This is a genomic window from Microbispora sp. H10670 (genome assembly GCF_014161385.1).
Lineage (GTDB): Bacteria > Actinomycetota > Actinomycetes > Streptosporangiales > Streptosporangiaceae > Microbispora > Microbispora triticiradicis.
The window spans coordinates 1-504 of record NZ_JABBWW010000111.1 but is presented as its reverse complement, the minus strand read 5'-3'; the positions used below and the strand labels follow the sequence as shown (position 1 = coordinate 504).

At 64.1% G+C, this 504-nt stretch carries 1 protein-coding gene; it reads left to right on the top strand.

Features of this window, described 5'->3' with window-relative positions; genetic code table 11:
- Positions 1-472, top strand: a 472-nt coding sequence (locus tag HHX33_RS34795; RefSeq protein ID WP_182878270.1) for a transposase, incomplete at its 5' end; no start/stop codon positions are given.
- Between the last annotated feature and the right edge of the window lie 32 nt (positions 473-504).

Here is a 504-nt window from a genome sequence, read left to right as displayed (position 1 = left end):
GTTCTTTTGGGGCCTGCGCCTGCATCTGCTGTGCACGCTGGGCGGCCTGCCCGTGGCCTTCGCGCTGACCGGTGCCAAAGCAGATGAACGCACCACCTTGCTGGGCATGCTGCACACCGCCGGCGACCTGGTCGCGCGCCATCCCGGGCAGACCATCATCGCCGACATGCAGTACTACGGCCGCGACTTCGAACACACACTGACCGCCGCCGGGCTGCGCCTGATGCGCAAGGCCCGCAAGGGTGAACCCCCGCGGCCCGGAACACCACTGTTCAAGCCCTTGCGTCAAACCATTGAGTCGATCAACCAGACCTTCAAGGGCCAGCTCGACCTAGAACGGCATGGTGGCCGCACCCCAGCAGGGGTAATCGCCCGTGTGGTCATCCGGATCCTGGCCCTGACCTGCGTGATCTGGCACAACGACAGGACCGGTCAGACGGTCAAACGGTCACTGATCGCATACGACCACTGACCCAGCCGGAGGGCTTGGAATCAATCATCTAG